Annotated in this window: 22 protein-coding genes and 1 pseudogene; 3 read left to right on the top strand and 20 right to left on the bottom strand. The window is 68.2% G+C overall.

Annotation, left to right across the window (positions count from 1 at the left end; all coding sequences use genetic code 11):
• The first annotated feature begins 21 nt into the window (after nt 1-21).
• Nucleotides 22-3,006 (top strand): tetratricopeptide repeat protein, encoded by a 2,985-nt coding sequence (locus tag HY049_16300; protein ID MBI3450464.1) that lies wholly within the window; start codon nt 22-24, stop codon nt 3,004-3,006.
• On the opposite strand, the gene HY049_16305 is transcribed toward HY049_16300, so the two are convergent.
• The 20 genes and pseudogenes from HY049_16305 to der all read right to left on the bottom strand — a co-directional run bounded on the left by HY049_16305 (nt 2,984) and on the right by der (nt 25,847).
• Nucleotides 2,984-5,359, bottom strand: a complete 2,376-nt coding sequence (locus HY049_16305) for an LptF/LptG family permease (protein ID MBI3450465.1) — start codon at nt 5,357-5,359, stop codon at nt 2,984-2,986. The two genes, HY049_16300 and HY049_16305, sit on opposite strands and share 23 nt — an antisense overlap.
• Before the next feature lie 944 nt (nt 5,360-6,303).
• On the bottom strand, nt 6,304-6,747 hold the full coding sequence (locus tag HY049_16310) for a hypothetical protein (GenBank protein ID MBI3450466.1): 444 nt from the start codon (nt 6,745-6,747) through the stop codon (nt 6,304-6,306).
• Between the two features lie 246 nt (nt 6,748-6,993).
• A complete protein-coding gene (locus tag HY049_16315) occupies nt 6,994-7,860 on the bottom strand; it encodes a ParB/RepB/Spo0J family partition protein (protein ID MBI3450467.1) in 867 nt (288 codons plus the stop codon).
• Nucleotides 7,853-8,608, bottom strand: coding sequence for a ParA family protein (locus tag HY049_16320; protein MBI3450468.1), 756 nt, complete (start codon nt 8,606-8,608; stop codon nt 7,853-7,855). The genes HY049_16315 and HY049_16320 overlap by 8 nt, the downstream gene beginning before the upstream one ends.
• 162 nt (nt 8,609-8,770) lie before the next feature.
• Nucleotides 8,771-9,256 (bottom strand): bifunctional nuclease family protein, encoded by a 486-nt coding sequence (locus HY049_16325; GenBank protein ID MBI3450469.1) that lies wholly within the window; start codon nt 9,254-9,256, stop codon nt 8,771-8,773.
• Entirely contained in the window at nt 9,253-10,638 is a 1,386-nt protein-coding gene (miaB, locus tag HY049_16330; protein MBI3450470.1) for a tRNA (N6-isopentenyl adenosine(37)-C2)-methylthiotransferase MiaB, read from the bottom strand. Before miaB ends, HY049_16325 begins: the two co-directional genes overlap by 4 nt.
• An 11-nt stretch (nt 10,639-10,649) precedes the next feature.
• Nucleotides 10,650-11,147, bottom strand: coding sequence for an HIT domain-containing protein (locus HY049_16335; GenBank protein MBI3450471.1), 498 nt, complete (start codon nt 11,145-11,147; stop codon nt 10,650-10,652).
• Nucleotides 11,148-11,432 (bottom strand): integration host factor subunit beta, encoded by a 285-nt coding sequence (locus tag HY049_16340; GenBank protein MBI3450472.1) that lies wholly within the window; start codon nt 11,430-11,432, stop codon nt 11,148-11,150. It abuts the gene before it with no gap.
• 15 nt (nt 11,433-11,447) lie between these two features.
• Entirely contained in the window at nt 11,448-13,187 is a 1,740-nt protein-coding gene (locus tag HY049_16345; GenBank protein ID MBI3450473.1) for a 30S ribosomal protein S1, read from the bottom strand.
• A gap of 282 nt (nt 13,188-13,469) precedes the next feature.
• Nucleotides 13,470-14,972 carry an outer membrane beta-barrel protein gene (locus HY049_16350; GenBank protein MBI3450474.1) on the bottom strand — a complete coding sequence of 501 codons (1,503 nt, stop codon included), beginning with the start codon at nt 14,970-14,972 and terminating at the stop codon, nt 13,470-13,472.
• A 210-nt stretch (nt 14,973-15,182) separates the two neighbouring features.
• Entirely contained in the window at nt 15,183-16,298 is a 1,116-nt protein-coding gene (locus HY049_16355; protein ID MBI3450475.1) for a histidinol-phosphate transaminase, read from the bottom strand.
• Complete coding sequence (gene scpB, locus HY049_16360; GenBank protein ID MBI3450476.1) at nt 16,295-16,978, bottom strand: SMC-Scp complex subunit ScpB; 684 nt, start codon at nt 16,976-16,978, stop codon at nt 16,295-16,297. Before scpB ends, HY049_16355 begins: the two co-directional genes overlap by 4 nt.
• 10 nt (nt 16,979-16,988) lie before the next feature.
• The gene (locus HY049_16365) at nt 16,989-17,768 is read right to left on the bottom strand and encodes a segregation/condensation protein A (protein MBI3450477.1); all 780 of its coding nucleotides are present in this window, start codon (nt 17,766-17,768) and stop codon (nt 16,989-16,991) included.
• Nucleotides 17,758-18,756 carry a tryptophan--tRNA ligase gene (gene trpS / locus HY049_16370; GenBank protein ID MBI3450478.1) on the bottom strand — a complete coding sequence of 333 codons (999 nt, stop codon included), beginning with the start codon at nt 18,754-18,756 and terminating at the stop codon, nt 17,758-17,760. The genes HY049_16365 and trpS overlap by 11 nt, the downstream gene beginning before the upstream one ends.
• The gene (locus tag HY049_16375; protein MBI3450479.1) at nt 18,757-19,680 is read right to left on the bottom strand and encodes a cyclic nucleotide-binding domain-containing protein; all 924 of its coding nucleotides are present in this window, start codon (nt 19,678-19,680) and stop codon (nt 18,757-18,759) included.
• A 108-nt stretch (nt 19,681-19,788) separates the two neighbouring features.
• Entirely contained in the window at nt 19,789-20,697 is a 909-nt protein-coding gene (locus tag HY049_16380; GenBank protein ID MBI3450480.1) for a HEAT repeat domain-containing protein, read from the bottom strand.
• Between the two features lie 34 nt (nt 20,698-20,731).
• The gene (locus HY049_16385) at nt 20,732-21,823 is read right to left on the bottom strand and encodes a hypothetical protein (GenBank protein ID MBI3450481.1); all 1,092 of its coding nucleotides are present in this window, start codon (nt 21,821-21,823) and stop codon (nt 20,732-20,734) included.
• Between the two features lie 115 nt (nt 21,824-21,938).
• Entirely contained in the window at nt 21,939-23,144 is a 1,206-nt protein-coding gene (locus HY049_16390) for a hypothetical protein (GenBank protein ID MBI3450482.1), read from the bottom strand.
• 734 nt (nt 23,145-23,878) lie between these two features.
• Nucleotides 23,879-24,460: pseudogene (locus tag HY049_16395) on the bottom strand (GTPase domain-containing protein).
• A gap of 43 nt (nt 24,461-24,503) precedes the next feature.
• A complete protein-coding gene (gene der, locus HY049_16400) occupies nt 24,504-25,847 on the bottom strand; it encodes a ribosome biogenesis GTPase Der (GenBank protein ID MBI3450483.1) in 1,344 nt (447 codons plus the stop codon).
• Between the two features lie 161 nt (nt 25,848-26,008).
• On the opposite strand from der, the gene HY049_16405 reads away from it, so the two are divergent.
• Both HY049_16405 and HY049_16410 read left to right on the top strand, forming a co-directional pair.
• The gene (locus tag HY049_16405) at nt 26,009-26,278 is read left to right on the top strand and encodes an integration host factor subunit beta (GenBank protein ID MBI3450484.1); all 270 of its coding nucleotides are present in this window, start codon (nt 26,009-26,011) and stop codon (nt 26,276-26,278) included.
• Between the two features lie 16 nt (nt 26,279-26,294).
• A partial coding sequence (locus HY049_16410; GenBank protein ID MBI3450485.1) for a hypothetical protein occupies nt 26,295-26,525 on the top strand: 231 nt, incomplete at its 3' end.

Genomic DNA, 26,525 nt, shown 5'->3' on the forward strand with positions numbered 1-26,525 from the left:
CGCGTCGAGAGGAACTTCGTCTTGAAGCGCGCCGGCCGGCTCACCGTTCTCTCCCTCGTGGCCCTGGGGTTCGTCGCCGCGGGGATCGTCTACGTCCCTTCCCCCGACGAGGCCTTCGTCGTCACGCGGTCTTTCCTCGGCGGATCCCCCCGGCTCGAGGCGCCGGGCCTGAAGTGGAGCGTCCCCCTTCTCTCGCGTCATCACTCCTATCGCGCGAGCCCCTTCCCCGTCGAGATCTCCGTCGGTCGCACAGGCGGCGCCGGCGCGGCGAGCCGCGAGGGGGCGGGGATCCAGATCGCCATGCGCCTGCGCCTCGCACCCGATCCGGAATCGTTCCGCGCCCTCGACTCCGTTCTGGGTTCGGCCTACCGGGACCCTGGCCGCCTCGCGGAGATCGTGGCCGGGCCGCTGCGCGCGGTCGCGGCCGCCTCCGCGTACGACGCCCTCCTCTCGCTCGAGCCCGGGACGCGCGCGACGATGGTAGCCGCCGCCCGGCGGGCCGTGTCGGACGCGGGGATGCGCCTCACCGACGTCGACGCTCTCGAGATCTGGCCCCGCGCCGAGTTCGCGCCCGCGGAAAGCGCATCGCCCGAGGCCCGGCGCGTCCTCCTCATCGGCCTGGACGGCGCCGACTGGCAGTTCGTGGATCCCCTGATCGCCGCCGGGAAGATGCCGCGCCTGGCGGCCCTCGTCGCGTCGGGGGTGCGCGCGCGGCTCAAGACGGTCGAGCCGGTCCTCTCTCCGATCATCTGGACCTCCATCGCCACCGGCAAACGCCCCGAGAAGCACGGCATCCTGGATTTCCTCGCGACCGACTCCCGCACGGGGGCGAGCATTCCCGTGACCAGCTCGATGCGCAAGGCCCGCGCCTTCTGGGGGATGCTCTCGAGCCGCGGGATCAGCGTGGGGACGATCGCCTGGTGGGCGTCCTGGCCGGCGGAGCCGGTGCTCGGGTTCCAGGTGACCGATCGCGTGGCGTACCAGGTCTTCAGCGGAGCGCCTTCGGGCGAGGGGCTCAGGGGCCGGACGTACCCCGAGCCCCTCGTCCTTTCGCTTTCCGCCCAGACGGGCGCGGCGCGCGAGGCGGCGGGGCGGGACGCGGCCGAGCTCCTCGGGCGGCCCGCCGGGGCGGAGACCGACGAGCAGGAGCTGCTGTCGATCCTCACGTCCACGCGGATCTACCACCGTGCGGCGCTCGCGCTGATGCGCGAGTACCGGCCGAGGGTCATGGCCGTCTACTACGAGGGGACCGACACCGTCGCGCACCTGTTCATGCGGTACGCGCCGCCGCGCCTCCCCGGCGTCCGCGCCGAGGACGTGGCGCGGTGGGGGATGGTGACGGAGCGGTACTACCTCCTGCAGGATCGCCTCCTGGGCGAGATCCTCGACGCCGCCGGGCCGGACGCCTCCGTGATGGTGGTGTCCGACCACGGGTTCCGGAGCGGCTCGGGCCGGCCGCAGACGGATCCGCGCATCGGGATCGGGGCCGCCGCGGACTGGCATCGCAAGTTCGGAATCTTCGCGGCGTCGGGTCCGGGGTTCCGGAGCGGGGCCGTCCTCGAGGATCTCTCGGTGCTCGACGTCACGCCGACGCTCCTCGCCCTGCTCGACCAGCCGGCGGCGCGGGACATGGACGGTGTCGTCGCGACGGCCGCGCTGGATCGCGCCGCGGGGCGTCCCGTGCCGGAGCCCATCCCCTCGTACGAGGCTCTCGGAGAGTGGCGGCGCCCGGCCGACGAGGCGAGCGGGCGCGGCGAGGCGCAGGCGGCGGTCGACCGCGAGATGATCGCGAAGCTCACCGCGCTCGGGTACATCGGGCAGACGGGACCGAACGCGGAGAACAACACCGGGCTGACGCTGCTGCGGCAGGGGAGGCACGAGGAGGCGGTTCACGCCTTCCGCGAGGCTCTCCGCAACGATCCGGATTTCGTACAGGCCCGGATCAACCTGGCCCGGGCGCTGATGTCCACGGGGGACTCCGCCGGGGCCCTCGAGAATCTGCTCGCGGTCCAGGCGCGCGACCCGAACGCGCCGGACGTCGACAACCTTCTGGGGAACATCCACCTCGATCGCGGCGAGCTCTCCCGCGCGGAGACGACGTTCCGGCGCGCGCTCGACCGGGACGAGAGGAACCCGAACCTCTGGAACAGCCTCGGCATCGTCCTCGATCGCGAGGGGAGAGGGGGAGAGGCGATCGCCGCGTACCGCCGCGTCGTCGCGATCGACGGGGACTACGCCGAGGCGATCAACAACATCGGCCTCGTCCTCCGCTCACAGGGAAGGGTGGCGGAGGCGATCGCCCAGTTCGAGGCGGCGAAGAAGGCGGACGCCGACTTTCCGGGCTCGTACAACAACCTGGGGCTGATGTACCAGGACGCCGGCGATCCGAACGCCGCGATCGCCGCCTACGACGAGGGGCTGCGCGTCGATCCGGAGAACCCGATCATCCTGAACAACAGGGGCTCGGTCCTGATGGCGCTCGGCCGCACCGAGGAGGCGAAGGCGATGTTCTCGCGGGCCATCGTGGCCGATCCGAATTACCCGTCCGCCCACAACAACCTCGGAGCGGCCCTCGCCGCGCTGGGGGACGAGCAGGGGGAGTTCGACGCCTACCTGAAGGCGATCGACCTCGATCCGAACTACGTCGACGCCCGGTTCAACCTCGCGCTGAACCTCTCCCGGCGACGGCGCCCCGACGAGGCGCTGCGGACGCTCGACGCGCTGCTGAAGATATCCCCGGCGCACGCCCGTGCGCTGGCGCAGCGCGCGCTCCTCCTCGCGCAGGCGGGGAAGACGGCCGAGGCCCTCGTGAGCGCCGAGAAAGCCAGCGCCGCGACCCCGCGCTGGACCTTCGCGCGGAACCTGTACGCCCGCCTCCTCGCGGCGGCCGGCAGGCGCGAGGAGGCTCTGCGCGAGGCGAGGATGTCGCTGTCCCTCGACCCGAACCAGCCGGACGTCGAGAGCCTTTTGCGCGAGCTGACCGCTACCATCGGCTCGAAGCCATGAGGTAGAGGCCGACCCCGGAGAAGCCCAGATTGGGAGCCCACGCCGCGAGGAACGGCGGGAGGACCCCGATCTCGCCGAGCTTGCCGCACGTCTGCATCGCGAAGAAATAGACCGTCGCCAGCAGCAGGGAGATCCCCAGACCGAAGAGGGGGCCGCGCCTGGGATCGGTCCGGATCGCGAACGCGAGGGCGATGAGGACCATCACCACGCAGACCGCCGGGATCGCGGTCTTGCGGTAGAGCCCGACCCGCAGATCGAGCGTCTCGTAGCCCCGCCTCTCCATGTCGGCGACGTACGCGCTCAGCTCGCCGTAGCTCATCTGATCGGGGGCCTTCCACTCCTGGGCGAAATAGGCCGGCGGGTCCACGTCCTCCAGGCGCAGGCGGGCGAACGGCTCGAAGGTCTCCTCGGCCCCCGAGAAGTCCCGGCGCCACCCGTTCTGAAGGACCCACCCGCCGGCGCTCCAGCCGGCGCGCTCGGCGAAGAAGCGCTCCCTCACGAAGAAAGTCTTCGGCTGGAATCGCAGGATGCCGAGGTCGAGGATCTCGTTGCGGTCGCGGTTGAAGTTGCTGAAGGTCACCAGGTCGCCGCGGCTTCCGAAGATCCATCGCTTCTCGGGCTGGCGGTAGCTTCGCGGGCTCCGGTTGCGGATCTGATCCTTGATCTGGATCGCTCTCTGGTTCGTCGCCGGGAGCACCGAGTCGAGCGCGCCGAACGAAAGGGCCGCGATCGTCCCGGCGAAGAGGATGAAGACGCTCGAGACGCGGTACGGGCCGATCCCCGATCCGCGGATCGCGGTGAGCTCGTGCGTCCGCGACAGGAGCGCAAACGTGATCAGCGTCGCCGCGCAGAGCCCCACCGGAAGGACGTAGAGCGCGATCGAGTTCGGCAGCGCGTTGGCGACGTACGACACGAGCATGGACGCCGGCTGATTGTTCTTCGTGAGGTCGTCGAGGACGTCGATCACGAGGAAGAGGGCGAACAGGAGGGTGAGTGACAGCCCCACCAGCCCGGTGACGGCGAGAAGCGTCCTGAGCAGGTAGACGTCGATCGCCGGAAGCCACCTGAGCAGGCCCGTCCGGCGAGGCTCCGTCCGGCCGGGGCGGATGCTCTCCGGGCCCTGGCTCGCCGCCGGCGCCGCGGCGGGCTTCGGGGCCCGATCCCCGCGGTAGCGGCGCCCGCGCCAGCGCTCGGCCAGCGCTGTCGGATCCCAGCTCCAGCGGCCGCCCGTGGCGAGCATCAGGAGCGCCGCGGCGCCGAAGATAGCGTTCCCGGCCCACATCGCGACGGCCGGCGAGACGCGGCCGCGATCCGCCATCTGCTCGCCGGCCGTGAGGAGGAAGTACTGGATTGCGATGACCACCAGCGAGACCAGGAACCCCCAGGCTTTTCCGCCGCGTCGCTGGGCGAGCGAGATCGGCAGCCCGAGCAGCGCGAAGACGAAGCATGTCGCCGGGATCGAGAACTTCTTGTGGAGCTCGACGAGCGCCTCGTTGAGGACGCGCTTCCGGCCGGGCCCCTTCGGCATGTGCCGGAACTCCTCGATGGTCTTCCGGATCTGCGCCACGTCCTGCTCCCGCAGGTTCGGCGGCGGCGGGTCCTTGAGTGACCTCAGCATCTCCGTGGTGAAGACGTCCGGCGGGCGCACGATCGACTCCTCGGCGCGGTGCGCCAGCTGGTAGCCCTCGGGGTGCGCGCGATCCCACTCGTGGGAAATGACATCCTCGAGGTGAAAACTGAGGTCGCCGCGCCCCTCGAGGTACTCGATCCGGGCCCGGGCGGCGGTCGAGATCTCCTCGGTGCCGTCGGTCGCTTTCTGGTACAGGAGGACCTGCTCGAGCGTTCCGTCCGCGGGATTCGCTGAATCGGCGTAGATGAGCAGATCGGGGATCTTCTCGTAGAAGGCCCGCGGCTGGATCTCGCGGTTCAGGTCGGACGAGATGAAGATCTCGGCCTGGAGCTGGTGCTGGGCGTAGTTGGTCGTGGGGACCGCGAGATCGAAGACCAGCCACGTGATCGTCGCGGTCCCGATGCCCAGGGCCGCGGCCGCGACCACGAGCCGCCTCACGTCGTAGCCGAGAGCTTTCAGGGCGGCGATCTCTCCGTCCGCGGCGAGGCGCCCGATGCCGACCAGCACTCCGACCAGCACCGCCATCGGCAGCGTCAGCACCACGATGCGAGGCAGCGACAGGATGATGAAGCGGAGGACGAGCCCCGTCGGCAGATCGCGGCGGATCGCCATCTCGGCCGCCTCGAGCGACAGGTTCATCAGAAGGACGAGCCCGTACGCCAGGAGCCCGACGAATGTCGGCCCGAGCATCTCCTTGAGGACGTACCGTTGGAGTCGGTTCATGTCGAGGGGTCGTGGGTGCTGGCAGCAGCGCGAAGCGGTGCCGATGCTAGTTCAAACGACGGGCGAAATCACACGGGGGCCGGGGCCGGCCTGGCGAGAGTGGCGCGAAAGACCGGGGGTGGTGCGGGAGGCGCCCGAAGAGCATCATCGCTCGTCGGTCCCAGCCGGGCGGGCCTGTTCCTGCAACGTCCGATAATGAATCTTATGTTAAATTACTGGCTAGGGGCCCAGTTTCTAATCGCTCGGAAACTTCAACTCTCCCACCGTCGTGGTGACGCGGACCGCAAACACATATTGGGTCGTCGCACCGGCGGGAACAGTGAACGATCGAACCGCTGTAGCCGACAACTGCGCCCACTTTCCGATCCAGCACGCCACCTCAGCTCCCACCCCAACCCCCACACCCAGCCCTTCGTGTGGGGCTTGGCTGCGGTGCTCGATCTGCGGCCGGAAGATGATGCCGGCGCGTCCGGGACCGAAGGCAAAGTGCGCTGGGTCTGAGTCCAGACCGAGACTCGTCACGACTTGCCGAGCACGTCGTTGGACGCTGAGCCAGAACTCTCGGCTGTCCAAGAAGTCCCTGGTGTGGTCACACCACGACCCATATCCCAACCTCAGGCCGATCAAATGCTCTCCGCCGTCGTCGTCACCCAACACCCTTGCCATGGAGAACACTCTGACGTCGTCGTGGGGACCGGTCCACGTCGGATGGACGGGTGAGTGATAGGTCCACCCCGCCTGACCCTCGTTGGCCGAACCGGCGTCGGCGCACTGAGGAGTCGAGACCGTAGACGCGAGGAGCAAGAGCCACGGCACCACAATGCCGTGAAACTTAAATCGCATTTCGGTCGCACCAAAGCACATCGGCATCATTCATGCCCTCCGACGTGCAGCGAAGGCGTCGCGCGCCGCGGCCCGTGGCTCGGGTCAGCTTCACGCCCCAGTCAGCTGACGCTTGTCGGTTTGTAGAGTTTCTGCCCGGAGGTCGCGTCAGCCCTGTTGTACGCTCCGCCTTCCGCCGCCCCGGTATGGAGATTCACGCTGAACGAGTTCCACGCGTGATCTATCGCGTTCCACGCCTCGCCCGAAAGGGTTGCGCCAGCCACAACAATCCCCCGGAATCCGTCCCAGGAGAGTCTTCGCGTCTGCCAGCGGATGCCGTCAGGACCCAACGCCTCGTAGCGGATTCCCTGCTGATCGAATATCAGCAGCCGCAGCTCGTCGACCCTGTAAAGTTGAGTGATCGCGTTCGACCTGAGGGTGACCGCGGAACGAGCGGCCGGATTGACCACGTACGCTTGGCCGCGCGAGACCACAACCACTTGACTGCAGTCCGGGTGGACAGCGACTACGTCTGTCCCAGAGCCTCCTCGCTGGAAGTTGCCCACCCAAGGTTCACCGTCTGTTGGTTGGAAGCGAACGACAAGACCTTCGCGAAATGTTCCTCGACTGCCTGGGGAGAACTGCTCCGGTACGGGACCAGTACCGGGGAGACCGGGTAGGATTTGGCACGTCATCATCGAAGACGACCTTCCCAAGCCAATTCTCATCGCACGCCAACGGAGCTATCCCCGAGTTCGCCAGGCGCGAGTGTAGTGTGCTTCCTAGCGGAAAGTGTCGGGCGGCGGTTACGGCTAGTCCCGGAAGTCTCCGGAGTTGCGAACCCTGGTGATGAGATCCTGCAGCGCCGCGATCACTTCGCCGCGGCGAACCTCGGGCTGAGCGAATTTCAGGTGTAGCGTTCCGCCGAGCTCCTCGAACTTGATCTTCATCGTGAAGCCGGACTTCGATGCGGACTCGTCGCCAGCGGAAGCCGCGTCACCGCTCGGAGGTGGAACCGCGCGAAGCTTGCGCGCGTCGTCTCGAGTGAGACGATCGCGCGCGATGCGCTCGACGAACTCGGCCATCAACTCTGCTGTCGGCTGCCGAGCGATCTCGACGAGTAAAGACTTACTTGAGATGTCGGCGCGCCGACAAATGTCCCGGAGATCCATCGGGATGCTCGCGATGCTCATGATCTCCGTGATCGAGGTCCGCGACTTGCCGAGCTTCTGCGCGATCTTCTCGTGCGTGTACTCGAAGCGATCGCAGAGCTCGCGGATCGCATCGCCTTCCTCGAACGGATCGAGATCACGCCGCTGGAGATTCTCGATGAGGGAGATCTCGAGCACTCCCCTGTCGTCGACCTCGAGCTCGATGCACGGCACCTGCGCGAGGCCCGCGGCCTTCGCCGCGTGGTAGCGCCGCTCGCCTGCGATGATCTGATACCGGAGGCCGAGGTGCCGAACGAGGATGGGCTCAAGAATCCCCTTCTCCTTGATCGAGGCGACGAGATCCGTCAGGTCGCCGATTTCCCGCCTCGGCTGCTGCGGGTTTGGGTCGAGCTCGAGCAGATCGATCATCTTTCCAATCGACTGCGTCTGAGGGGCGGCGAGCTGGTCCACGAAGTGGACGTCGTGACGCATCCGCAGATCCGTGGGAAGACCTCGAGTCTTAGACACGGCCGATGACCTCCTCGCTCAGGCGGTAGTAGTCGAGCGCCCCGCTGGAGTCGGGGGCGAACGTGAAAATCGATTCCTTGTACGCCGGGCTCTCCTCGAGCCGGATGCTCTTCGAGATGACGGTGTTGAAGACCTTCTCGCCGAAGACCTGCGCGATCTGCTTGCGGATATCCCGGCCCAGGACCGTGCGCTTGTCGTGGAGCGTGATCACCACGCCGAGGATCTGGAGATCGGGGTTCGGGCGCGCCTTCACCTTTTCGACCGTCTCCAGGAGATCGTCCGTTCCCTCGAGGGAGAAGTACGAGCTCTGGATCGGGATGAGAAGATGAGTGGCGGCGACGAGAGCGTTTACCGTGAGGAGCCCAAGCGTCGGCGGCGTGTCCACGATGATGTAATCGTAGTCGGCGATGACCGATTGAATCCTGTCCTTGAGGCGGAAGTGCGAGTCCATTTCCCCCACCAGGCGGCTCTCGAGCTTCGCCAGGTTGATCTTCGCGGGGGCGATGTCGAGGTGAAGGATCGGCGAGCGGTGGACGACGTCACGAAACGTGATGTTGGGCTCGGTGAGCGCCTCGTAGACGGAGAGGCCGACCTGGTTCCGTTCGAGGTAGGAGAGGCTCGCGTTTCCCTGAGGGTCGAGATCGACGAGGAGGGTCTTGAGGCCTTTCTCCGCGATGGCCGCACTGAGATTGATGGCGGTCGTGGTTTTTCCCACGCCACCTTTTTGATTGCAGATCGTGACGATCATCTCGTGGGCATCGGGATGGGCGGCGTGCTCGTGGGCGGCATCTGGTGGCGAAGGCCGAAGCGCCTCGACGAATTCGGCCGAACCCCCTCCGGCCGATCTTGATAAATCATTTATTTACAGTTACTTACGACGAAAACGAGAGGCGGGGCTCGGCGAACTCTCTCACATCTCGTACTTGCCGAGCTCATCGGGATCCAGCTTCTCGAGCCACTGCCTCAGACGATCGGAGTCCCCTGCCTCCTTCGTCATGTCGACGCTCTTCGCCTTGCTGATGACGTCCTCCTCGACGAAGATCGGCGCGCTCGCCCGGAGCGCGACCGCGATCGCGTCGCTGGGCCGGGAGTCGACGGTGAGAGCTTTCCCGTCGTGGACGAGATGGATGAGAGCGTAGAAGGTGTTGTCCTTGAGCTCCGTGATCACGATCTTCTCGACGGTCGCGTCCAGGCTCGCGAGGACGCTCCGGAGCAGGTCGTGAGTCATCGGTCTCGGCGTCGAGATTTTTTCGATCTGAAGGGCGATCGCGTTGGCCTCCGCGAGGCCGACCCAGATCGGCAGGACCGCTTCGCTCTTCGGATCGCGGAGGAGGACGATCGGCATCTGCGTGACGGGGTCGATCATCAGACCTTTGATCTTCATCTCGATCGTCACGTCGCCAGACCTCCGGAGGGCGGGAGAATCGTCTCATATATATCCCGACCCCCCGATGAAGTCAAGGATGGCGCGCGCTCGATCGCCTCTCCCCTGAAGCTGTTCGCCGACGCGCGAAGGATGCGCACGCGCACGAGGCGTCCGGTCCACTCGACCGGCCCGGTGAAGTTGACGATCTTGCTCGTCGCCGTCCTCCCGGCGAGGACGTGGGGGTCGAGGAGGCTCGGCCCTTCGACGAGCACCTCGACCTCGCGATCGACGAGCTCCGCGTGGATCTCGCGCTGGATCTCGGCCTGCATCGACTGGAGCACGCGGAGCCGCGATTCCTTTTCCGCGAGCGGGATGTCGTCCGCGTACTCGGCCGCGGGTGTGCCGGGGCGCGGCGAGTAGACGAACGCGTAGATCTGATCGAACCGCGTCGCGCGCACGAGATCGAGAGTCGACTGGAACTCCGGGTCGGTCTCCCCCGGAAAGCCGACGATGATGTCGGTGGAGAGCGCGAGCCCGGGCACGCGCGTGCGCGCCCCTTCCACCTTTCGCCGGAACCCCGCGACGGTGTAGCCGCGGCGCATGCGCTCGAGCACGGCGTCCGCACCCGACTGCACGGGGAGATGGAGGAAGGGGCAGATGACGGGGTTGTCCGCCATGCGATCGGCGATGCTCTGGCGGAAGTGGAGCGGGTGCGAGGTCGTGAAGCGCAGCCGCGCGAGCCCCGGCACGTCGCCCACGAGGCCGAGCAGCGCGGCGAAATCGGTGGTGCCGCTCCGGTACGCGTTGACGTTCTGGCCGAGAAGCTCGATCTCGGGAAACCCCTCGGCGACGGCCCGGGCCGATTCCTCGAGGATCGAATCGGGAGTGCGGCACGCCTCCCGCCCCCTGGTCATCGGGACGACGCAGAAGGTGCACGTCTTGTTGCACCCCTCCATCACCGTGATGAACGCGCGCGTCCTCGACGATCGCAGCGCGATCTCGTGGGCCTCGGGGTCGAGCCGGTCCCTCGGATCGGAGACCGCGAGCTGATGCCGCCGCCGCGTGCGGGAATCCTCCACCAGGCGCCTCAGCGACGGGATGGCGCGCGGTCCCATGACGAAGTCGACGTGAGGCGCCCTCCGGAAGATCTCGCGCTGCTCCAACTGGGCCACGCACCCGCAGACGCCGATGACGAGATCCGGCCGGCGGATCTTGGCGGCCCGAAGGACGCCGAGGCGCCCGAAGACCTTCTGAGACGCCTTCTCGCGGATGGCGCAGGTGTTGAGGAGAATGACGTCCGCCTCGGCCTCGTGATCCGCCGGGGTCATGCCCTGCGCCGCCAGGAGGCCCGCCATCCGCTCGGAGTCGTGCTCGTTCATCTGGCAGCCCCACGTCTCGATCCGGAAACGCATCCGGCGCTCCGTCACGTGCGGCCGCGCCTCAGGCGGAATCCCTCGCTGAGGCGATCGCGGGAGGCGCGAAGGTCCTCGGGGATCACCCGGGTGCCGGCGGTGACGGCCATGAAGTTGGTGTCACCCGACCAGCGCGGCACGATGTGGAGGTGGAAGTGCTGCTCGATGCCGGCGCCGGCGGCCCGGCCGAGGTTCATCCCGAGATTGAGTCCGTCCGGGCGGTACGCCTCGCGCAGGACCTCCTCCACCACCGCCGCCAGCTCGAACATCTCGGCGCGCTGCTCGGGAGTCGACGCCGTCGGCGTCGAGAGGTGGGCGTTCGGCACGATCATCAGGTGACCGTTGTTGTACGGGTACAGATTCAGGATGACGAAGTTGTGCGCTCCCCGGTGGACGACGAGATGGGAGACGTCGTCGGGTGACGCGAACGCGGCGCAGAAGACGCACCCGGCCGGAGCCTTCTCCTGGACGAGGTAGGCGTATCTCCAGGGAGCGAAGAGACTGTCCATCTATTCCGGTGAGCGGTTGATCAGCTCCTTGAGCTCCTTGCCGGGCTTGAAGTACGGGATCTTCTTCGCCGGCACGTGGACCTTCTCACCGGTCTTCGGGTTCCGCCCCTGCCGCGAGCGCCGCTGTCGGATTCGAAACGACCCGAACCCGCGCAGCTCGATCTTCTCGTCCTTGTGCAGGGCGTCGACGATGGACTGGAAGACCGTGTTGACGATGACCTCGGAGTGTTTCTTGGTCAGGTCCGAGACCTTCGCGACCTCTTCGACGAGCTCCGCCTTGGTCATGCGCGCCTCGCGTCCTCAGTCTTCATCGGTCTCGGTCTCGGGCTCCGGCGGAACGTCGCGCGGCTTCCGGCGCCCTGCCGAGGGGATCTCTCCAACCATCTCGCCGATGCTGGCTCCGCCCGATCGGTTGTCGCGATAATTGCTGTACGCTTCCCGGTCCGCGTCGGCGCCAGCGGCCTTGATGCTGAGCCCAACCTTGCGCTCGACCGTGTCCAGCTTGAGGATCTTCGCGGTGATCTCCTGCCCCTCCGCGAAGCGATCGCGAGGGTGCTCCACGCGCTCGTCCGCCAGCTCGGAGACGTGGACGAGCCCCTCGACCCCCTCGGCGATCTCGACGAACAGTCCGAAGTCCGCGAGCCGCACGACCCTTCCGGTGACGGTGTCGCCGACGTTGTGGTGCTGGAAGAAATCGTCCCAGACGTTGGGGCCGAGCTGCTTGAGGCCCAGGCTGAGACGCTGGTTCTCCGCGTCGATCTTCAGGATGATCGCCTCGACCGTGTCCCCCTTCTTGAGCAGCTCCGAGGGGTGCTTGATGCGCTTGGTCCAGGACAAATCGGAGATGTGGATGAGCCCGTCGACCCCCTCCTCGACCTCGACGAATGCCCCGAAATCGGTCAGGTTGCGGACCTTCCCGGTGATCTTGGAGCCGACCTCGTACTTGTCCGCGATGGTGCTCCACGGATTGGGCTCGATCTGCTTGAGCCCGAGGCTCAGGCGGCGCTGCTTGAGGTCGACGTCGAGCACGACGGCCTCGATCTGCGTCCCGGCCGTCAGGATCTTCGAGGGGTGCTTGACCTTCTTGGTCCATGACATCTCGGAGACGTGCACCAGCCCCTCGACCCCCTCCTCGAGCTCGACGAACGCGCCGTAGTCGGTGAGGCTGACGACCTTGCCGTTGACGCGCGTCCCCGACGCATAGCGCTCACCCACGCGCTCCCAGGGGTCGGCCTTGAGCTGCTTGTAGCCGAGCGAGACGCGCTCCGTCTCGCGATCGTACTTGAGGACCACCACCTCGGCCTCGTCACCGACGTTGAAGAGCTCGGAGGGATGGTTGATGCGCCCCCAGGACATGTCGGTGATGTGCAGCAGCCCGTCGATGCCGCCCAGATCGAGGAACGCCCCGTAGCCGGTGATGTTCTTCACGACGCCGGTGAGGCGCTTCCCCTCCTCGAGGACCTCGAGGGTTTTCTTCTTCTTCTCGAGGTTCTCCTCCTCCAGCACGGCCTTGCGGGAGAGGACGATGTTGCCGCGGCGGCGGTTCACCTTGATGACCCGCATGCGGAGCTCCTTCCCCTTGAGGGAATCGAGATTCCGCACGGGGCGGATGTCGACCAGCGATCCGGGAAGGAACGCCCGGACGCCGATGTCCACCGCGAGGCCGCCCTTGATGCGCTCGATGACGCGGCCGGCGACGATGGCCCCGGTGTTGTACGCCCCCTCGACCGCCTCCCACACGCGCACCTTCTCGGCCTTCTCCTTCGAGAGGACGACGTACCCTTCCTTGTTCTCCGTCTTCTCGAGGAGGACGTCCACCTCGTCCCCGACGGCGACGTGGAGCTTCCCGTCGAGGCCGGTGAACTCCTCGATGTCGATGATCCCCTCGGACTTGTACCCCACGTCGACGATGACTTCGTTCGGCAGGATCTTGAGGACCTTCCCCTTCACCACCTGGCCTTCGGCGAGGTTGCGGAAACTGACGTCGTACATGTCGAGGAGTTTCTCGTAGTCCTCGCGGCTCAGCGGGTCCTCCGCCATCGCCGTCGCTCCCCGGCCCGCGATGGGCTCGAAGCCGGGAGACCCCGTGCGTGCGCGGGGCGACGACTCTGCTTTGGCGTCCTTCTGCAACTCCATACTTCTCCCCTCGACGTGCCACTCCGATGTCAACGGTCAGGATCTTCACCCGGCGCTCTCTCCGCACACGCCACGGCAGCGGGGGCCCGCGGCGCGCGGGGCCGGCAATGGGCAGGATGAGAGCTAAGTCAAAGTGAACGCTTACTCTACGCCGGAACGCGGGTGTGTGTCAAGGAAGGGCGCGGCCTACTTCCCGCCCAGGAGGACGTCGAACCCGACGCGGGCTTCCCAGAAGTTGTCCGTCGCCGTGACGAAGGAGAACGAGGCGCGGCCGCCGGCGCCGGAGTTCGGGGGAAGCTTCGCGGCCTGTGCCGAAAATCCGAACGGGAGCGGGTCCCCGCTGCCGTTGAAGCCGAGGAGGTAGTGCATGTCGCACTCCTGAGGCGGCTGCGAGAGCGGCGGATCCTGATCGCGCATGCACGTCTGGGCGAATCCGAGTGTGTCGATCAGATCCTGCCGGCCCAGCTTGCCGGTGATCGTCGCCGTGGACTGCTGGTAGATGATCTGCCGCAGATCGAATCGGAAGGAGAAGATCTCGTTCACGAAGAAGCGGGCCCCGCCGCCGTACGTGTAGTAGTTGCTGTTCTCGCCCTTGTACGGGGCGTCGTACTTCCGCTGCCAGATCCCTATGCCGGCCTGGAGATACGGGACGAGGCGCTTGTCGGGCTTCGTGTTGAAGTTGTAGACGGCGCTCACGCCGTTCGAGAAGATGTTGGTGTTGATCTGGTTGGCGCGGTTTCGCAGGGCTCCCGGGTTCAGGAGGATCCGGTTGACGAATGCGGTCACGTCGGGAAAGGTCTCGGCGGCGTGGCTCGGCATCGGCAGCACCGCCGGGATGTCGGCCGCCGCGTTCTTCGAGTAGCGGTGCTGCGGAACGTTCGGGATCTCCCCGAGGCCCGTGAACCGCACGATGATGTTCGGGTCGGCCTGATCCGTGACGGGGTTGAACCCGAGCGTGATGTAGTCGCGGTTGGCCCACGTGAACTCGTAGAAGTCGGCCAGCCGCTGGAAGTACGGGTCGGCGGGGTTCGAGACCGGGGTCCTGAGAATCGGGATCAGGTTCTGCGTCATGTCGAGACGCTGTTTCGTGAACCCCAGGTCCATCTCGGCCTCCCAGTGGCGCGTGAAGTTGTAGCCGAAGCGCATCCCGAGGAGGAACTCGCTCGCGTTCACCTGGACGTCGTGGTTGGTGACGATCCCCTTGGCGTTGTAGACGTACTTCGCCTCCATGTCGTCGTCGCACTCGTCGTTGAAGTTGACCGGGGGGCCGAACGGATCCGAGGAGTTCGGGTCGCCGTTTCTCAAATTGGCGTTGGCCTCGCCACTGTTGCGCGGACAGGCTTCGACCGCGGTGAACGTGTTGCTCGCGATCGGCCCGAGAAACTGATCATTCGGGCCTGTCGCCCCGAGATTCTTGCAGATGACGCACTGCACCGTCCGGACGGTCGTGTTCGGGTCCTGAATGATGTACTCGGCCGCCGTCGGATCGAGGCGATACGTGGTGACGACCCCGCGCTGGATGGCCGTCGGGACGGTCTGGCTGCCGTAGTCCCCGAAGTAGATGTAGACCTCCCACGCCTTCTTCTTGTTCTGGGCGGACGCCGGGGTGATCGACGTGACGAGGAGCGCGGCGGCGAGTCCGAGCGAGGTGGCGAGAGCGAGAAGTGACCGCGTCCGCACGATGCGCATCCTTGTGTCTCCTTGGGGACTGACCATCGACCGGCGCCGCTGCGGCCGGCCGCGGAAGTGACGGCACCCTTCCAGGTGCGTGGGCCTCTCCGCGGGGTCGCATTCCCCCCGGAAAGTCACTCCTCGAACCGATGAAGAGAAAGAGGACGCGAACGCTACCACAGCGGTTCGAAGTGAGTCAACGACGGAATCCAAAGGGGATATCCCGGTTCAGGCCCGGGCGGCCCCTCCCCCGCCCGCTCTCCCGAGGGCGCGATCGAGCGCCTCGAGGAACCTGAGGTTCTCCTCCCTCGTGCCGATAGTGACACGCAGGGATGTGGGAAAGTTGTACGCGGTCATCGGCCGGACGATGACGCCGTCGCGCAAGAGCCGATCGTAGATCGGGGCGGCCGGGCGGCCGATGTCCAGGAGGTGGAAGTTGGCCACCGACGGCGTGAACGCCCATCCCCGCCGCGTGAACTCCGCGGCGACGAAGGCGCGCTCGACCCGGTTGGCGTCGCGGGATCGCTGCACGTGCGCCGCGTCGTCGAGGGCGGCGCACGCGGCCGCCTGCGCGGGATGGCTCGTGTTGAACGGCGAGCGGACTTTCTCGATCGAGGCGGCGGTCTCCTCGCCGGTGATCGCGTAGCCGATCCGGAGCGCCGCGAGGCCGTGAATCTTGGAGAAGGTCCGCAGCACCGCCACCGGGCGTCCCTCGCGCACGTAGCGGACGCCGTCCGGATAGTCCCCCTCTTCGACGAAGTCCCGGTACGCCTCGTCGAGAACGATGATCGCCTCCGCGGGCATCTGCGCGACGAACGCGTCGAGCTCCGCGGCGCCGACGTAGGTTCCGGTCGGATTGTTCGGGTTGGCGATGTACGCGAGCTTCACGCCGCCCGCGACCGCCGCCATCGCCCCGAGATCGTGACGCATGCGGTGCAGCGGCACGGTGCGGGCGAGGCCGTTCACCGCCATGACGGCGATCCGGTACATCATGAACGCCTGGTCCGACATCACCGCCCAGCCGTCGGTGCCGAGGAAGGTTCTCGCGAACAGCTCGATCAGCTCGGTCGATCCGTTGCCGAGCACGATCTGCTCCATCGGCACCCGGTGGTGCCGCGCCAGCTTCTCGCGGAGGTGGAATCCCCCGCCGTCGGGGTACCGGTGGAGCCGCTCCGAGGCCGAGCGGAACGCCTCGATCGCGGCGGGCGATGGCCCGAGGGGGTTCTCGTTCGAGGCGAGCTTGATCGAGTTCTTGAGCCCGAGCTCGCGCTCGAGCTCCTCGATCGGTTTTCCCGGCACGTAGGGCTCGATCCCTTCCACGTGGCCGGGAGGGCGCGCCATCATTCCTCCTCCGAGCCCGCCTCGACGCTCCCGCGGGATCCCGGTCGCGCGGTCCCCGGTCGATCCTCCTCGGAGTCGAAGGCCCCTGGGGGGATCTCCCCCGCGGCCGGGAGCGCCGACTCCGCCGGGGGGCCGGCCACCTCGAGGAGATCCGTGAACTCCTCCATCGCCGGGAGATCGTCGAGCGTGTTCAGCCCGAAGTGCAGGAGGAACTCGGGGGTGGTGCCGTAGAGGAAGGGCTTGCCGACCACCTTCTTCCGCCCGACGATTTTCACGAGGCGGCGCTCGAGCAGGGTTCTCAGGATCCCCGAGGGGTTCACGCCGCGGATCGCCTCGATCTCGGGGGCGGTCACGGGCTGCCGGTAGGCGATGACCGAGAGCGTCTCGAGCGCCGCGCGCGACAGGCGCGACCTGTTCCTGGATCTCACGAACTCCCGAAGAACGTCCGCCATCTCGGGGCGCGTCGCGATGCGGTAGCCCCCGGCCACCTTCTCGATCATCAGCCCCCGGCCGGGCGCCGCGTACCGGGCCTTCAGATCTTCGATCGCGGCGTCGATCTCGCCGGCCCGATCGGCCCCGAACGCGTCCACGATGGACTCGATCGTCACCGGCTCGGCGGAGGCGTAGAGAAGCGCCTCCAAGATCGCCGTCATCGGCGTGTCCGCACGGGCGCCCTCCGTCACGGCGCCCTCCTCAGTTTCCGCGATCATCGTCGTCTCCGTTGGCTCCGGCTCCCGCCCCGGGCTCGCCCTCGACGGGCGATCTCAGGAGGAGCAGTATCTCGCCCGCCGCGTGCCGCTGCGCCGCACGGACCCGCCCGAGCCGGATGAGCTCGAGGAGGGCGAGGAAGGTGACCACCATCTCGGCCCGGCTCTGGAGCGAGGCGAGCAGCTCCTGGAACACCAGCGGCCTGCCGCTCGCGAGGGCGGCCTGGAGCCACTCGACCTTCTCGGCGATCGAGAGCTCCTCCCTCGCGATCTCGATGGCCCGCGCGGACCGCGCGTTCTCGAGCACCGTCCGGAAGGCGCCGAGGAGATCGAAGAGCGACACCGTGAGGAGGGACTCCCCGGCGAACTCCGCGAGCGGATCCCCGGGCCTCAGGAAGACGTCGTTCCGGCGCTCCTCGAAGCCGCGAAGGCCCTCCGCCACCGCCTTGAACTTCTCGTACTCGACGAGCTGCCGGACCAGCGCGGCGCGGGGATCCTCCTCGGCCGGCGCGCCCGCCGACGGCGCGGGGAGCAGCGCGCGCGACTTGATGTGGACGAGCGTCGCCGCCATGACGAGGTAGTCCCCCGCCACGTGGAGGTCGAGCTCCTTCATCAGCACGAGGTAGTTGTCGTACTGGCGGGTGATCTCGACGATGGGGATGTCGTGGATGTTGACCTCGTTCACGCGGATGAGGTGCAGCAGGAGATCGAGAGGCCCCTCGAAGGCCGGGAGCCGGACCTGGACGTCGCTCGCCTCAGCGTTCATGGCCCAGCCCCATCGCCTTCCGCGCCGCGTGGAGGGTCTGAGACGCGACGGCCCGGGCGCGCTTCGCCCCGTCGGCGAGGACGTCCCGGACGGTGTCGGGCGACTTGAGGATCTCGCGGCGCCTCTCGTGGAAGGGCTCGAAGCGCTCGCGCAGCCTCGCCGCGAGATCGGCCTTGCAGTCCACGCAGCCGAGGGCCGCGGATCGGCAGCCGGCGTCGATCTCGGCGAGCCTGGTCTCGGGTGTGAAGGCCCGGTGCAGCGCGAAGACCGGGCAGACGTCGGGGTTCCCCGGATCGTAGCGTCGCGCCCGGGCCGGGTCGGTCATCATCTTCGAGATCTTCGCCGTCATCGCCTCCGGGGAGTCCGACAGGTCGATCGAGTTGCCGTACGACTTGCTCATCTTGCGCCCGTCGGTCCCCGGGAGGCGGGCGATGCGGGTCGTGCGCGCGGCGGGCTCGACGAGCACCGGCCCGTAGAGCTGGTTGAAGCGCCTCACGATCTCCCGCGTGAGCTCGATGTGCGGCAGCTGATCCTCTCCCACGGGCACGAAGTCCGCAGCGTACAGCACGATGTCGGCCGCCTGGAGCACGGGGTAGCCGAGGAACCCGTACGTGTTGATGTCCCGGTCCGCGAGCTGCTGCTGCTGCTCCTTGTAGGTCGGGACCCGCTCGAGCCACGGAAGCGGCGTGATCATCGAGAGCAGGAGGTGCATCTCCGCGTGCTCCTTGACGTCGGACTGCACGAACATCGTGCACCGGGCGGGATCGAGCCCCGCCGCCATCCAGTCCACGACGGTGTCGATCGTGGAGCCGCGGATCCCCGTCGGGTTGAGGTAGCCCGTGGTGAGGGCGTGCCAGTCCACGATCGTGAAGAAGCACTCGAACTCGTCCTGCATCTGGATCCAGTTCGACAGCGCGCCGACGAGGTGGCCGAGGTGGAGCGCGCCGGTGGGGCGATGCCCGGACAGGACGCGCTTGCGGGCGCCCATTCAGGCCTTCCCCGTCTCGTGGAAGACCAGCTTGACGGTCCCCAGGCTGACGGCGTCGCCGTCCTTCACGCGCGTCGGCTTGCCTGTGATCAGCTTGCGGCCGTTGATGAACGTGCCGTTCAGCGCGCCGGGCTCCTCGATGAGGTAGTAGATCCCCCCCTCCAGGTTGAGCCGCGCGTGGCGGCGGGAGACCGAGCGGTTGATGTCGACGTTCGAGAGATCGACCTCGGGCTTGAGTCCTGTCACCGGATCGAATCGCCCCATGACGGCCTTCGTCGCGGCGATCGGGAAGTTCTCCTTCCCGTCCTCGCTGAGGAGGAACGCGTGGCAGCCGTCGACGCCCGGCGGCGGCGCGGCGGGGCGGTGCGGCGCGGGTCCTGCCGCGGCGGGCGGCTCGGGCGGTGCGGCCTCCTCGGCGTGCGTTCCGGCGAACGCGGCGTTGCGCGTCGGCGCGGAGTCGAGAGGAGAGGACGCGGGCGGCACCGCCGGGGGGGGCGCCGTCCGGGTGATCGGCTCGCGCGCCGCCGCGGGCGCGGCGGACGCCGCGGCCGGCGCGCCGAGCAGGGCCTCGTACTTGCGATCGGTCTCCCGGAGCCGGATGGAGAGCTTGCGGAGCATGCGCACCGCGATCTCGACGTTCCCCTTGATCATCCGGTCGAAGAGCGTGCTGTTGATCTCGATCAGCTCGACGTCGTCGATGGCGCGCGCCGATGCCCCGTGCGGGGCGCCGTCGAGGAGCGCCATCTCGCCGAAGAAGTCCCCCTTCTCCATCACCGAGAGCGTCACGCGGCCGCGCGGGGAGTCGCTGAAGACCTCGACCTTTCCGGACTGCACGATGTACATCTCGGTGCCGGGATCCCCCTCTTTGAACACGAGATCTCCCGCGCGCAGCTTGACGATGTAGTCCTTGAACGGATTGGCCATGGGTGAGAGGCGGAGGCGCGTGGACGCCGACCTTCGGCGATGATAAGGCGGCTCTCTCGGAGGTGTCAATCGCCGCGGGTGCCCCGCGAGATCGCCGCCCGCCGCGGCTCAGGGGCGGGGGGCCGGGTCCGGCGCGAGCCTCAGAAGCGCCACTCCCGCCTCGTACCGGACGCGCTGGTCGGCGTCCTGCGCGCGCACGCGATCGAGGACCGCGGCCGCCCCCTCCCCTCCGATCGCCGCGAGCGCCCGGACCGCCTCGCGGCGCACGGACGGCGCGGCATCGCCGGAGACGCGCTCGACGACGCGACTGAACATCTCCGTCCTGTCGCGGAGATCCTGCTTTCCGGCCCGCGCCGCCGTCGCGATCTGGCCGAGGATGCGCACGGCGCTCTCCCGGAAGTCGTCCCGTGGGGACGCGAGGAGCGCCAGCAGCGCCGCGCCGTCCTCCTCCCGCGCGAGATCGTACAGGCTCACCTGCTCGAGCCCCGCCTCGACCAGGATCGGGTTGCGCTCGCGGAGCAGTCCGCGGAGGGCCTCGGCCTGCAGATCGCTCTGCCCCAGCGCGAGGATCTCGACGATGCGGCGAACGGTCTGCGTGAGCGCCTCGGCCCCTTCGCTCGGGATCGCCACCTTGCCCTGATCGGCGTTCAGGATCGAGAAGAGCCGCCCCTCGCCCCCCTCCTCGCCGGGGGCAGTCCCGGGCTCGTCGAACGCGAGGTCTTTGTCCTCGTCGTAGGGGGTCAGGAAGAGCACCGACTCCTCCCCTTTCCTGAAGACCTCGCGGTGGAGCCACGGCTTCGGGTTGGAGTTGTCCTGGAAGTACGGGACGACGGAGAGGAATCGGCCGGGGTAGAATCCCTTGTAGACCTCCAGCACCTCGAGGGTCGGCCTCCGCGTGGAATCGCTCGTCGCGCGCACGCGCGCCACGAGCGTTGCGCGCGCGACCTTCTGGTACAGGGTGAGCGGGCGCACATCCGCCCCGATCCAGCCGCCCGGGACGAGGAGGGCCGCGGTCACGAGGAGCGCCAGGCGGCGAGCGCCCCGCGCGCTCTCACATCGGGCGGAACGAGCGCGCGATATCATCCAGCTCCTTCATCAGAGCCGCTTCCTTCTCCGGGTTGCCGACGTCGGCCTTTCCGGCCCCGGCTCCCCTTCCCTGGGCCCGGAGCATCACGACGTACTGCGTCCCCTTCTGGGGGTCGGTGTAGACGTACCACTTCAACGGCCCCTCGCCGAGACGCGCCGGGACGCGATCCTTCCACCGCGTCGCGACGGACCAGGCGTCGCCGCGGGCGAACGCCCCCTTCTCCGGGGCGGCCCCCTCGAGCTCGATCGTGAAATCCGCCCCCGCGGCGATCTGATCCGAGAGGATCTTGTGGACCTCCTCGGGGCTCGAGGCGGCCTTCGCCTTCTCCTTCGGCCTCCACGACATGAGCACTTCCCGGAGATCGCCGGGGGCGCCCGCGAGGAGGCTGAACCTTCCCTCCGAGGCGTCGCCGTCGACCTCGATCATGCCGAGCGGGCTCCGCGCGCGGGCCTTGGCCGCGAGGGACGAGAACCCCCAGTCCCCGGTGGTCGAATCGGGAATCCTGATCTGGATCCCCGCGTAGCGCTTCAGGTACTCGGAGAGCGAGCCGCTGTACTTCGAGTACTTCGAGAGGTCGAGCTTGACCGGCGGCCCCTTCTCCCTGTGATCCTCTCCGCCGGCCGAGTAGCTCACCTCGGCGGGGGCGACGTCGGCGTCCGAGGGGCGCCCCTTGTAGTTGAGGACGACGAACCCCGTCGTCAGCTCCCGGCGATGCAGGACGGGGACGGTCATCGTGTACGTCGACCCCTGGAGCGACTCGGCGAACCCCTCCGGCCGCGTGAGCAGCTCGTGAATCCCGTCGGGGGCGGCCGCCGGCGCGAAGCCGTCGGGAAAGACCTGCGTCACGGTGAGGTTGCGCATCTCGAGACCGCTCGCGTTGATGATCACCAGCGTCGCGAGGAGGTAGTTGTGGCTCCCGTTGAACTTGAGCTGGAACGACGGGGAGATGCTGAGCTGGGGCGCCTCCGCCTGCCGGGTGAAGGACGGCGACGGGGCCGCCGCCGACAGGATCGGGAAGAGCGCGAGTGCGGAAAGCGATCGGGCCCGACGATTCAAGGGGGACTCCCCGTGCACGGTGCGCCAGGCCACCAAGGCCGGGCGCCCGAAGCACGCCGTGGACATTCTAAGACGGGGGACGAAAAGGTGCGAACGCCGGGGGGGCGCGGGGCGGTCAGCTCGTCGGGCGGCGCATGAGGAGCGAGGCGATCGGGGCGGAGGCGAGACCGCAGAGAGCCATGCCGAGGGTCCAGGTCAGGGTGACGAGGAGGTCGAATCCGCCGCGCGTCAGGGAGATCGCGATCCCCGCGAGGAGCCCCATGAGCCCGGCGGCGACGCCGCTGCGGAAGGCCGAGATCCCCGACGGGGCGGCGCTCTCGCTCCCGTCGGTCCCGGCCGGCGGCCGCGCCATGCCGCTCAGAACGCTCGCCAGGGCGGCGAGCACGACCATCACCAGGACGAGCGCGACCTTTTCGCCGACGATCGCGATGAGGGGCTCGGGGGCGCGCGGGACGATCATCGCGGGGACGAGGCCGCCGGCGACCGAGAGGAGGGCGGAGACGACGGCCCCTCCGACAACGCCGGCGGCGAGCAGCGGCATCGTGCGCGATCCGGCGGACGGGGGGTGCGCGGCCGGCGCGGCGTCGGATCGCGGCGCCGGGCGGGCGCCCGATTCGGACCCTTTCCGCGGGGCGTCAGGGACGCTTCGCCCCCCCGACTCGGACGCGCGGCGGGGCGGCTCGAAGAGATCACGGGAGCCCGCCTGCGATGCGGTGCCCGCGGTCTCGCGGGCGGGCGCACCGGTCGTGACGGCGCGCGGCGCGAGCGGGATCGACTCCACCTTGTCGATGGGGGTCGCGAGCGCCGGCGACGAGACCGCGCGCTGCCTCCCCGACGCATCCCTGCCGAGCCCGTCCACCTTCTGATCGATCAGCTTGCCGAGATCGACGTCGCTCTGCGCGAGCACGTCCTCGACGGCGATCGGGGGCGAGGCCTGGCCCGTCATCCCGCCGGGAGCCGCCGCCGAGACGGTGCCGAGCATCACGCCGAGCTCGCGGGGATCGAGCCTTCGAGTCGCCGCGGAGACGGGCGGTGCGGTCTCCGCAGCGGGGGTGGCGGCCGACGCGGCAGGAAGGGTCACGGGCGCTCCGCACTTCGGGCATTTGCTCTGGCTCGGCGCCGGCTTGAGCCGGGCGACGTTCACCCGCAATCGCGCCGAGCACGAAGCGCAGCTCACGGAGATGTCCGCCGAGGCCGCGGCCGCGCCGGGGAGGAGGACACGGGTCTTGCACTTCGGGCAGACCGCCGTCGTCGCTCCGGGCGGAAGCCTGGCGGGGTCGAGCTTGAGACGCGCCCTGCAGCCGGGGCACTCGAGGTTCAAGTCGGACGGCCTCCGGCCCCTCAGCCCCTGTCGACGCGGACCGAGATAGTGAGCATGATTTGCAGCGTTTGACCCTGAACGGTGATCGAGATCGGCACGGTGGTCTCGCGGGACATCGCGTCCTGACCGGCGGCGGGCGCCGACGGGATCGCGCGCGTCTCCGCGCTCGTCGTGATCGACGCGGCGACGATCGCGCGGGATGCCGAGGAGGAGCCGGCGGGAGGATCGACCGACGCCGTCTCGACCTCGAACGACTCGGGCTGGGAGATCTCGATCGGCGAGGCCTCCTCTTCTTCCAGCATGGTCATCGGCGCCGGCTCGGCGAGCGGCGACTCGATCTCGAGATCGGCGTCCATCGACGCCGGGGGAGCGGGCTCGACGGCGTCCGGCTCGTCCAGCGCGAGAGGTGAATCGTCGGCGGCGGGCTCCTCCTCGACGGCCAGAAGCGGTGATTCCTCGTCCGGCTCGATCGAGAGCAGAGGCTCATCGTCCGCGGAGGCCTCGGCGGTGAGGACGGGCTCCTGCGCGTCGACCTCCTCGATCTCGATGGCCGCGGCCTCCTCGACGACGATCGGCACGGGAGGGCGCGGCGCGGCCGCGCGGGGCCCCGCCTTCGCCGAGGCGACGGCCACCTCGGCCTTCGGCGGGGACGCGACCTCGGCCTTCACCGGCGCCGGGCCGACCGCCGCGGCGGTGAGCGGCTCGCGCTCGCCCCGCTTCGAGTCCCCGTACCGCTCCTTCAGCGAGTTGAGCACGAGGCGGGTGACGGCCTTGAGAGTGTCGTGCACGCCGATGCCGCTCGTCGCGACCGCCTCGTAGATCGGCGCGTTGTACTTGTTGAGCGCCGCGTTCAGCTCCTCGGCGGTGCCGACGCCGGGGAGATCCCGCTTGTTGAACTGGATGATGTGGGGCATCTCGGCGAGCTTCATGCCGTGCTCGGCGAGATTCTCCTCCAGGTTCGCGAACGATTCGATGTCGGCGTCGACCATCTTCTTCTGGGAGTCCGCGACGAAGACGACGCCGTCGGCTCCTTTCAGAACGAGCTTGCGCGTGGTGTTGTAGAAGACCTGTCCCGGGACGGTGTAGAGCTGGAGCCGGGTGCGCATCCCGCGGATCGTCCCGAGGTCGATCGGGAGGAAATCGAAGAAGAGGGTGCGATCCGTCTTCGTGGCGAGCGAGAGCATCTTCCCCTTGTGGATTCCACTGGGAAGATTCTCGAAAATGTATTGCAGGTTCGTGGTCTTGCCGCAGAGCCCGGGGCCGTAGTAGACGATCTTGGCGGTCAGTTCCTTGGTCGAGTAGTTGAATAGGACCATGTCGTCTCCGGCCGCGTAATCTATATCCCTCGCCCACGGGGAGTCAACGAACCGGCCGGCCCGTCCTCTCCCGCCCCCGGAAGGTCACGACGATCGGCGTCACCCGGAAGGCGAACTTCTTCCGCAGGGAGTTCTCCAGGTAGCGCGCGTACGAGAAGTGAGGCGGGACCGGGCGGTTGGTGAGGATGGCGAACTGCGGCGGGCGGGCGGCCGTCTGCGTGACGAAGACGAACGTGAGCGGCTTCCCCTTCGTCACCGGCGGCCGGTGCGCCTCGGTCGCCTCGTGGAGCCAGTTGTTGAGGGCCGTGGTCGCGACGAAGCGGCTCCCCTCCTCGTGGACCTCGGCGGCCGCCTGGAGGATGCGATCGAGGTGCAGCCTCCTGAGCGCCGAGATCGGGATGATCGGGGCGAAGGGCGCGAACTTGAGCCGCTCCCTCACCTGCTCGGCGCGCTGATCGACCTCGGCCTTCCCCTTGAGAAGATCGATCTTGTTGAGGAGGACGACGAGAGGGCGCACGCGACCGCGCTCGCCGCCGGCCACCATCCCCAGCACGTGGAGATCCTGCGCGACGATGCCGGTGGTCGCGTCGACGAGCACGAGCGTGACGTCCGATCGGCCGACCGCGCGCCGCGCCGCCGCCACCGACAGCGCCTCCGATCCGTGCTCGACCTTGCCGCGCTGCCTGAGCCCCGCCGTGTCGATGAGCCGGTAGGCGTGGCCGCGATGCTCGAGGAGAGCGTCCACGGGGTCGTGCGTCGTCCCCGGGATGTCGCTCACGATCGCGCGCTCCTTCTTGAGGAGGGCGTTCAGGAGGGAGGACTTCCCGACGTTCGGACGCCCGGCGATGGCGATGCGGATTTCGGGGGGCTCAGCCGGGGCTTTCTCCGAGGGGGTCATGCGCTCCGCGGCGGCCGCGTGAAGCTCGGCCATGCCGAGGCCGTGCTCGGCGGAGATCGCGACCGGGGAGTCGTACCCGAGCCGGGAGAACTCCGCCACCGCCGTCCCCCCCTCGTGCGAGTCGACCTTGTTGACGACGAGCAGGATGGGCCTTCCCGATTCCCTGAAGACGCGCGAGAGCTCCTCGTCGTGCGGGTTCCACCCGCGCTTCGAGTCGACGACGAAGAGAAGGAGCGCGCAGTCGCCGATCGCCGAGAGGACCTGGGCTCGCACGGCGCCGGCGAGAGGAGTCGACCCGTCGGGCATGATGCCGCCGGTGTCCACGAGGATCACGTCGGTGCCGCCGAGGAGCGCGCGCACCTCGATCAGGTCGCGCGTGAGGCCGGGATGATCGGCGACCAGGGAGTGGCGCCGGCCGTACAGCCTGTTGAAGAGCGTGGACTTCCCGACGTTGGCGAGGCCGACGATGGCGATGCGAGGGAGGGGCATGTCGGGGACGACCGTACCACACGCGGTCTCACCCATAAAGAGGGCCGACTGTGCAATTCACGGTCGAGAAAGGACTTGTTGACTTCCGCGAATCTCATCCCCTAGAATCTCCGGGCCTCAGAGCGGCAGCGCCTGCACGGAGTTCCAGGGAGGTCGGCGGGATGATCAAGGCGGATATCATCAACCAGGTCTCAAAGATAGCCGACATCACGCGCGTGAAGGCGGACGATGCCGTCGAGGCGGTTCTCAACGCCATGAAGGAATCGATGCGGCGCGGCGAACGGATCGAGCTGCGCGGCTTCGGCGTCTTCCAGGTGAAGCCGCGCAAGAAGGGAATCGGCCGCAACCCGCGCACGGGTCGTGAGGTCAAGATCCCCCCCGGCCGCACGATTCGGTTCAAGCCCGGCAAGAACCTGCGCAACCTCGCCTGATCCGCCGGGAGCGGCCTTGAGCGATATGAACCCGAGCGCCGAGCCGCCGGCTTCACAGATCCCGGCCCCGTCATCCGCCGCCATGGACGTCCCCCGGCGCCGCAGCGGCTGGCGCCTTTCGATATTCCTCTTCCTGATCACGTGCGTCACGACGATTCTCACGGGGATCGGCTGGGAGGCGGGGGCGCGCGGTGTCGCGATCGCGGGCCCGATGCAGATCCTCGGCGACCCGTCGCTGCTGTTCCTC

The organism is Acidobacteriota bacterium (assembly GCA_016195325.1).
In the GTDB taxonomy this organism is placed as follows: Bacteria; Acidobacteriota; Polarisedimenticolia; order JACPZX01; family JACPZX01; genus JACPZX01.

Bases quoted from the DNA above. Each gene is read 5' to 3' on its own strand.
- HY049_16305 (MBI3450465.1), bottom strand. From the start codon at position 5,359: ATGAACCGACTCCAACGGTACGTCCTCAAGGAGATGCTCGGGCCGACA.
- HY049_16320 (MBI3450468.1), bottom strand. From the start codon at position 8,608: ATGATCGTCACGATCTGCAATCAAAAAGGTGGCGTGGGAAAAACCACG.
- miaB (MBI3450470.1), bottom strand. From the start codon at position 10,638: ATGCGTTTCCGGATCGAGACGTGGGGCTGCCAGATGAACGAGCACGAC.
- HY049_16335 (MBI3450471.1), bottom strand. From the start codon at position 11,147: ATGGACAGTCTCTTCGCTCCCTGGAGATACGCCTACCTCGTCCAGGAG.
- HY049_16340 (MBI3450472.1), bottom strand. From the start codon at position 11,432: ATGACCAAGGCGGAGCTCGTCGAAGAGGTCGCGAAGGTCTCGGACCTG.
- HY049_16345 (MBI3450473.1), bottom strand. From the start codon at position 13,187: ATGGCGGAGGACCCGCTGAGCCGCGAGGACTACGAGAAACTCCTCGAC.
- HY049_16350 (MBI3450474.1), bottom strand. From the start codon at position 14,972: ATGCGCATCGTGCGGACGCGGTCACTTCTCGCTCTCGCCACCTCGCTC.
- HY049_16355 (MBI3450475.1), bottom strand. From the start codon at position 16,298: ATGATGGCGCGCCCTCCCGGCCACGTGGAAGGGATCGAGCCCTACGTG.
- HY049_16365 (MBI3450477.1), bottom strand. From the start codon at position 17,768: ATGAACGCTGAGGCGAGCGACGTCCAGGTCCGGCTCCCGGCCTTCGAG.
- trpS (MBI3450478.1), bottom strand. From the start codon at position 18,756: ATGGGCGCCCGCAAGCGCGTCCTGTCCGGGCATCGCCCCACCGGCGCG.
- HY049_16375 (MBI3450479.1), bottom strand. From the start codon at position 19,680: ATGGCCAATCCGTTCAAGGACTACATCGTCAAGCTGCGCGCGGGAGAT.
- der (MBI3450483.1), bottom strand. From the start codon at position 25,847: ATGCCCCTCCCTCGCATCGCCATCGTCGGCCTCGCCAACGTCGGGAAG.
- HY049_16405 (MBI3450484.1), top strand. From the start codon at position 26,009: ATGATCAAGGCGGATATCATCAACCAGGTCTCAAAGATAGCCGACATC.